General features: G+C 55.3%; 8 protein-coding genes. 2 read left to right on the top strand and 6 right to left on the bottom strand.

The window, feature by feature from the left end:
- Positions 1-318: aminoacyl-tRNA hydrolase (gene pth / locus ACPLUI_RS09165; protein ID WP_424659961.1), on the bottom strand; the 318-nt coding region annotated here is incomplete at its 3' end.
- A 121-nt stretch (positions 319-439) separates the two neighbouring features.
- On the bottom strand, positions 440-757 hold the full coding sequence (locus tag ACPLUI_RS09160; RefSeq protein ID WP_424659959.1) for a hypothetical protein: 318 nt from the start codon (positions 755-757) through the stop codon (positions 440-442).
- A gap of 157 nt (positions 758-914) precedes the next feature.
- Between ACPLUI_RS09160 and ACPLUI_RS09155 the strand changes: the two genes are divergently transcribed.
- Positions 915-2,177, top strand: coding sequence for an NAD(P)-dependent malic enzyme (locus ACPLUI_RS09155; protein WP_424659958.1), 1,263 nt, complete (start codon positions 915-917; stop codon positions 2,175-2,177).
- 153 nt (positions 2,178-2,330) lie between these two features.
- On the opposite strand, the gene ACPLUI_RS09150 is transcribed toward ACPLUI_RS09155, so the two are convergent.
- Positions 2,331-2,966, bottom strand: coding sequence for a 50S ribosomal protein L25/general stress protein Ctc (locus ACPLUI_RS09150; RefSeq protein WP_424659957.1), 636 nt, complete (start codon positions 2,964-2,966; stop codon positions 2,331-2,333).
- A 129-nt stretch (positions 2,967-3,095) separates the two neighbouring features.
- On the opposite strand from ACPLUI_RS09150, the gene ACPLUI_RS09145 reads away from it, so the two are divergent.
- Positions 3,096-3,818: a PRC-barrel domain-containing protein gene (locus ACPLUI_RS09145; protein WP_424659956.1), complete on the top strand. Its 723-nt coding sequence runs from the start codon at positions 3,096-3,098 to the stop codon at positions 3,816-3,818.
- 96 nt (positions 3,819-3,914) lie between these two features.
- Here the strand turns inward: ACPLUI_RS09145 and ACPLUI_RS09140 are convergent, their stop codons facing one another.
- The 3 genes from ACPLUI_RS09140 to ACPLUI_RS09130 form a co-directional block, all read right to left on the bottom strand.
- The gene (locus tag ACPLUI_RS09140; RefSeq protein ID WP_424659955.1) at positions 3,915-4,859 is read right to left on the bottom strand and encodes a ribose-phosphate diphosphokinase; all 945 of its coding nucleotides are present in this window, start codon (positions 4,857-4,859) and stop codon (positions 3,915-3,917) included.
- A 100-nt stretch (positions 4,860-4,959) separates the two neighbouring features.
- A complete protein-coding gene (glmU, locus tag ACPLUI_RS09135; RefSeq protein WP_424659954.1) occupies positions 4,960-6,345 on the bottom strand; it encodes a bifunctional UDP-N-acetylglucosamine diphosphorylase/glucosamine-1-phosphate N-acetyltransferase GlmU in 1,386 nt (461 codons plus the stop codon).
- A 237-nt stretch (positions 6,346-6,582) separates the two neighbouring features.
- On the bottom strand, positions 6,583-6,738 hold a 156-nt coding region (locus ACPLUI_RS09130; RefSeq protein ID WP_424659960.1), incomplete at its 5' end, for a SpoVG family protein.

Below are 6,738 nucleotides of genomic sequence, written 5' to 3'. Positions count from 1 at the left end.
CCCGGACTTGCGCAGCCGCAACCGGCCGGTGGGCAGGTCCAGGTCATCGGAAACGACCAGCAGTTGGGACGGCAACAGCCTGTAATAATTTAACAGGGAGGCTACCGCTTCACCGCTCCTGTTCATGTAGGTTAAGGGCTTGGCCAGCACCAGTCCCTGGCCGGACAACTGCCCCTGTCCGACCAGAGCACGCAAAAACACTCGCTCGACCGGAATACCCAGTTCCCGCGCCAGCCTGTCCAGAACCATAAAGCCAACGTTATGGCGGGTCCCGGCATACTCCGGACCGGGGTTACCCAGACCTACTATCAGCCACATCATTGTTGCTCCCCTTTCCATGACCATTGTACCCGTAACGGCCTTGTCCCGCAACTGCAAGGTCTGTAGCCGGAGCAGTAAAAAGCTCCGGCTTTCCCCGGAGCTTACCTGATTGTGGTAATTAAAGCCCGCCATGAGGTGGATAAACGCCGGGCCCGGGTGTGAATGCCGGAGGACCACCGGCCATAACAGCACCAACAGCAGCGATGGGAATGATGGTATAGCGCACCGGGCCGCGGTTACCCGCAATGTGTACCTCGATGTAATCAATACCCACATTATGGAGTATACCTGTTACTTCAAGAGTCCCTACCTGGTGACGCATCACATGCTTCACGTAAACCGTTACCTGCTGTCCCTGAAGCTGACGCAGGCGGTCAATCAGAGGCTGGGCCAATTCCATAGGACCGTAATAGGACTGCACCTGGATTTCAGGCATGTTCAACCCTCCTTGTTAGATAATGGGTTTTCTGACATTTTATGCACCAAGGATTTCCTTGTGTTACCGGTCCGCTAATACATTTTTTGGATTGACAGGGGGCGACCCCCGTGTTATACTGTATACAGGATTCATCATACATAATGGGGTGTTTCCAATGACTCTAACACTAAATGAAGAGGCAATCCAGATGCACCGTAAATTCCACGGCAAAATAGAGGTCAATAGAAAAGTCCCCATCGATAACGAACATGATCTTTCCCTGGCTTATACCCCGGGCGTGGCTGAACCGTGCCGGCAAATTCACGCCCAAAAAGACCTGGTGTACGAGTATACCGCCAAAGGCAACCTGGTGGCGATTGTCTCCGACGGCACCGCAGTCCTGGGTTTGGGAGACATCGGCCCGGAAGCGGCTCTGCCGGTAATGGAAGGCAAAGCTCTGCTCTTCAAACAACTGGCCGGTATCGACGCCTTCCCCATCTGCCTGGCTACCAGGGATATCGACAAAATTGTTGAGACGGTTAAAATGCTGGAGCCGACCTTTGGAGGCATCAACCTGGAAGACATTGCAGCACCCGCTTGTTTTGAAATTGAAGAACGGCTGAAAAAGGAAGTAAGCATCCCGGTTTTTCATGATGATCAGCATGGTACCGCAGTGGTTACGGCAGCCGGGTTGTTCAATGCCTTAAAAGTGGTGGGCAAAGAGATGAGCGAAGTCCGGGTGGTTATAAACGGGTGTGGCGCAGCGGGCATAGCCGTGGCCAGGCTGTTGCAATACCTGGGCGTACGGGATATCGTGCTTTGCGATAGCAAGGGAGTGGTCTACCGCGGGCGCAGCGGGCTCAATAAATACAAGGAAGAAATAGCGTCTCTCACCAACCCGCGGGGAATCAAAGGCCGGCTGGCTGATGCTTTAAACGGAGCTGATGTCTTTATCGGAGTGTCAAAACCTGGTCTGGTGACGGAGGACATGGTACGCAGTATGGCTCCCGGTGCTGTTGTCTTCGCTCTTGCCAATCCGGTACCGGAGATTATGCCGGATGAAGCCCTGAAAGCCGGGGCTGCCGTGGTAGCTACCGGGCGTTCCGATTTCCCCAACCAGATTAACAATGTGTTGGCCTTCCCCGGTATCTTCCGCGGTGCCCTGGATGTGCGGGCAGCCGACATCAACGACGCCATGAAGGTGGCTGCCGCCCGGGCCATTGCCGGCCTGGTGGCCCCGGGAGAACTCGGACCCGGCTATATCATCCCCAAACCCTTCGACCACCGGGTGGCGCCGGCGGTGGCCGCGGCCGTGGCAGAAGCGGCCATGCAAACAGGAGTGGCCCGGATCAAGGTTGACCCGGAAGAGGTGGCCCGGCATACACGTGAACTAACGGCCCGTCATGCCCATGGTCTTACCGAACTGAAGGCCAGTTAAGAAACCCCGGTTTTCAACCGGGGTTTCTCTTTCGCCCACTCTCCAGGCATAACAAAACGCCGGGGTGCATGCCTTAAAGCCCGGCGTTTTCCATTTATCCTATCTGCCCCGATAGACCACGCTGGTTTTGCATAGGAGAAAGTCACCGGGAAGTTACTCTTCCCCTGCTTCCGGAGAAGCTTCCTTTTCCTCGCCGGTTTCTTCCTCCTCACCCGGCACCCTTTCTACAGCCGGAGCCACCACGGTAGCCACCACCTCTTCGGGGTCGTTGAGCACTCTTACCCCGGGCGGAACAGGCAGGTCCGCCACGTGAACGGTATCCCCAATTTCCAGCCCCGAGATATCCATGGTTATCGCTTCAGGGATGTCTGCAGGCAGGCAGGAGATTTCCAGCTCACGCAACTGCTGCTGTAAAATGCCTCCCTGCTTAACTCCAACCGGCTCGCCTTCCAGCTCCACCGGCACGGTGGTGGTAATCTTCTCCGTAAGAGAAACCTGCTGGAAGTCGGCATGGATCAATTCGCCGCGCATGGAATCGTACTGGAGCTCCTTGATCAGTACCTTATCCTGGCGCTCCTGCCCCTCTCCCGTTATCTTTAAATCAATCAGGGCGTTCCGGCCCCCCTCACGGGCCAGGATGTTCTTCAGCGCCCGCAGTTCTACCTCCACCGGGATGCTGCCGATAGCCTTGCCGTAAACAACGGCGGGGATTTTCCCCTGCGCCGCCAACCGGCGCCGGTAACCCTTCCCCCGGCCGGTTCTTACTTGCGCTGACAGACTGGCTTCCATGGTAACCATCCCTCCTCAATCCTGCATAAAACCGCATTCTTCTCTAGTATTCCCTTTTTTTGGTCATATCAACGCACTATCAAGCATATGGATTAGGGACAGGAAAGCTACCAAAAAGGGGGTCAGCAGATGCGCAAGAGCAAACAATTTACTGGTGTGCCGGTTATCAGCCTGCAAGAAGGACAACAAATCGGCGTGGTCCGGGGGCTGGTGGTGGACCCGGAGAAAAAAGCGGTGGCCGCCCTGATCATAGAACAAAAAGGCTGGTTCAAGGAACAAAAGTATATACCCTTCAACCGTGTACACAGCGTAGGGGAGAATGTCATTACCGTGGACCGGAGCAGCAATGCCGAAAGGGGCGCCAAGCTGCCGGATATTGTGAAGCTGGTCAAGGACCGTATCGGGATCATCGGTGCCCGCATCGTCACAGAGAACGGTACTCTTTTAGGACAGGTGGACGAATACTACGTGGACCTGGAATCCGGCGACATTGTTGGCCTGGAATTTTCCGGTGGTTTTCTGGACAGCGTTATTTCCGGCCGGGCCTTTCTGGACACCGCCTTTGTCCGCACCATCGGAAAAGAAGTGATCGTGACCAGCAACGAAGCCCTGGCCAACATAATCAAAGTTGAGGGAGGTCTCGCGGAGTCCCTGCGCCAGCTTCAAAAATCAACAAGCCAGGCCTGGGATACCACCAGGCAAAAAACCCGGGAACTGGGAGAAGTAATAAACCGCTCTCTGGAACGGGTAAGAGGTCCCCGGGATGAGGAAACCAACTGTTCCTGCGACCAGCACCACGGCCCCAACGGCGAGGCCCGCGAGCAACCGGAGCAGGCACCGCAGGAAAAGTAGACTTACCGGTCAACCACCGCTCCTATTTCGAAAGTATTACCAGTGGTTCTCCCGAAAAGCCTGTGCAATGCCCAGCCCTGTCAACAAAGCTGCAATTTAATCGAAAAGCTTGCTCACCGACAGGTCTTCATGAATGCGGATGATTGCCTCGCCCAGGAGGGGAGCCACCGAGATAATTTTAATTTTATCGATCATCTTCTCTGGAGGTATGGGTATGGTATTGGTGACAAGCACCTCTTTAATTGGTGCTTCCTTGAGTCGCTGAACGGCCGGCCCGCTCAATACCGGATGGGTGCAGCAGACGTAAATTTCCTGCGCGCCAAATTTTTTCAGGGCCGCCGCACCCTGGGTAATGGTACCGGCGGTATCAATAATGTCATCAATCATGATGACTTTCTTGCCTTCAATGTCACCCACAATGTTCATAATTTCCGCCACATTGGGTTCGGGTCGCCTTTTATCAATGATGGCAATGGGCGCACCAATGCGTTCGGCCAGGTCCCTGGCCCGGGTTACCCCGCCCAGGTCGGGCGAGACAACCACAACGTCTTTTAACCTCTGCTGGATGAAATATTGGGCCAGGAGCGGTACTCCGGGGAGATGATCCACGGGGATATCAAAGAACCCCTGGATCTGCCCCGCATGGAGATCCATGGTTATTACCCTCCGGGCACCGCTGGCAGTGAGGAGGTTGGCCACAAGCTTGGCTGTAATGGGGTCCCGGGCCCGGGTCTTCCGGTCCTGCCGGGCATAGCCATAATAGGGCAAAACCGCCGTGATACGCCTGGCGGAAGCCCTTCTCACCGCATCCACCATTACCAGCAGTTCCATCAAGTGTTCGTTTACCGGATGGCAGGTGGGCTGGATGATAAAAACGTCGGCCCCCCGCACGCTTTCATTGATCTTGACCTGGATCTCTCCGTCGGAAAAGCGGGAAACCTTGGCAGCACCCACACTAACACCCAGGTACTGGGCAATCTCTTCGGCCAGCTGGGGGTTAGCGTTGCCGGTAAAGATTTTCAATTCTTTACGCGATGACATCCTTCTACCTCCATCACTGATTTCAGAAAACCAGGGTGCCCAACCCTGCGGCCCGGGGAGCATACTACCCCCTCCTTTAAGATCACCGGCCGCGAACTGTTTACGTTCCCTCGCAGGGTTCTTTTTTCGACTTTTTCCGGTGCCAGTCTTCTATGATCCGCTGGCGCCCCCGCTCAATTCCCAGGGCCCCCGGGGGCACGTTTCTGGTGATGGTGGAACCGGCACCAATAAAAGCCCTCTCCCCCACTTCAACCGGTGCGACCAAATTGGTATTACTCCCAATAAAGGCCCCGTCTCCAATAATCGTGGGCCACTTATTTTCGCCATCATAATTGCAGGTAATGGTCCCGGCACCGATATTGACTCTTGAACCAACGGTGGCATCCCCCACATAACTCAAGTGGGGAATCTTACTCCCCCTGCCCACCACCGTTTTCTTCAATTCCACAAAGTCTCCAATTTTAACGTCAGGTGCCAGGACACATCCAGGCCGTATGTATGCAAAGGGGCCAATGATACAATTATCCCCGATTTTGCTTTCCTGGATGACCGAGTGTTCAACAACCACGCCGTTGCCTGCCCGGACATTGACCAGCCTGCTGCCCGGACCGATGGCACAACGCTCACCGATCATGGTGTCCCCCTCAATAATTGTAAAAGGGTATATTACCGTATCGCGACCGATCTTTACATCACGGTCGATAAACGTGGAAGCAGGATCCATGATCGTAACACCCGAGAGCATCAGCTCTTCCACCACCTGCCGGCGCAGATAACTTTCCACCCGGGCCAGCTGGCGGCGGTCATTGATCCCTTCCACTTCCCGGGCGTCTTCCACCACCAGGGCGGCTACAGGCTGCCCCTGATCGACATAATGACCAATAATGTCAGTGAGGTAATATTCACCCTGGGCATTTTCTCTTTTGATAGCGGACAGGGCCTCAAATAGCCCCGGTGCGGAAAAACAATAAATACCCGTATTTATTTCTTTGACCGCCAGTTCCCCGGGTTCGGCATCCCGCTGTTCCACAATCTTTCGTACCCGCCCCTCCCCGTCCCGGATCACCCGGCCGTAACCGGTGGGGTTTTCCAGGTAGGCGGTGAGGACGGTGGCCCTGGCTCCTGCGGAGGTATGTGCCGCCACCAGCCGGGCCAAAGTCCCGGCGCTGACCAGGGGAGTATCCCCACAGACAACCAGAATGGTGCCGGGAAAGCTTGCCAGCAGGGGGGCGGCCTGCAGCAGTGCGTGAGCCGTACCCAGTTGCTGGTGCTGGAACACCACTTTTGCGCGGTCCTGGACAGTACGAGCTACCAGATCGCCGCCAAAGCCGGCCACCACCACGATTTCCTTCGCCCCGGCACCCCGGACCGCATCCAGGACGTACTCGATCATGGGACGGCCACAAACCTTGTGCATTACTTTGGGCAGGTCGGATTTCATCCGGGTACCCTTGCCTGCCGCCAGAATAACGGCCGCCAGTGACATCAGTCGTCCCCCTTCTTTAAAAGGGATCACGTTAAGGGGCTGCCGGTGGCAGCCCCGCCGCTTCAAACTACTTCATGACTCAAAACAATTCAACTAAGACCAGTTTCGACATCAAACGCAAAATTCCTTTTAACCGGACATTTTTTATACTTTTCACACAAAAAGACAGCACAAGGAGCCTTGCACTTAAGGTTAAAGAATGCACAGCATACCGGAGGGCAGCTTGAAGGAAAAGGGTTAAATGGCCTGTTCATAGGCCTGCAATACCGCTGTTTCAATAATGGCCCTGGCAGAAGAATTGATGGGGTGCGCTATATCCCGGAACTCGCCGTCAGGGGTTTTGCGGCTGGGCATGGCCACAAATAAGCCCTTGTTCCCCTCCACTACTTTTAC

Origin of the sequence: Desulfofundulus sp., from assembly GCF_049701015.1 — a bacterium.
Lineage (GTDB): Bacteria > Bacillota > Desulfotomaculia > Desulfotomaculales > Desulfovirgulaceae > Desulfofundulus.
Note: the sequence above shows the minus strand (reverse complement) of the source record. Positions and strands in the feature narration are given on the sequence as shown.

Bases quoted from the DNA above. Each gene is read 5' to 3' on its own strand.
- ACPLUI_RS09160 (WP_424659959.1), bottom strand. From the start codon at position 757: ATGCCTGAAATCCAGGTGCAGTCCTATTACGGTCCTATGGAATTGGCC.
- ACPLUI_RS09155 (WP_424659958.1), top strand. From the start codon at position 915: ATGACTCTAACACTAAATGAAGAGGCAATCCAGATGCACCGTAAATTC.
- ACPLUI_RS09150 (WP_424659957.1), bottom strand. From the start codon at position 2,966: ATGGAAGCCAGTCTGTCAGCGCAAGTAAGAACCGGCCGGGGGAAGGGT.
- ACPLUI_RS09145 (WP_424659956.1), top strand. From the start codon at position 3,096: ATGCGCAAGAGCAAACAATTTACTGGTGTGCCGGTTATCAGCCTGCAA.
- ACPLUI_RS09140 (WP_424659955.1), bottom strand. From the start codon at position 4,859: ATGTCATCGCGTAAAGAATTGAAAATCTTTACCGGCAACGCTAACCCC.
- glmU (WP_424659954.1), bottom strand. From the start codon at position 6,345: ATGTCACTGGCGGCCGTTATTCTGGCGGCAGGCAAGGGTACCCGGATG.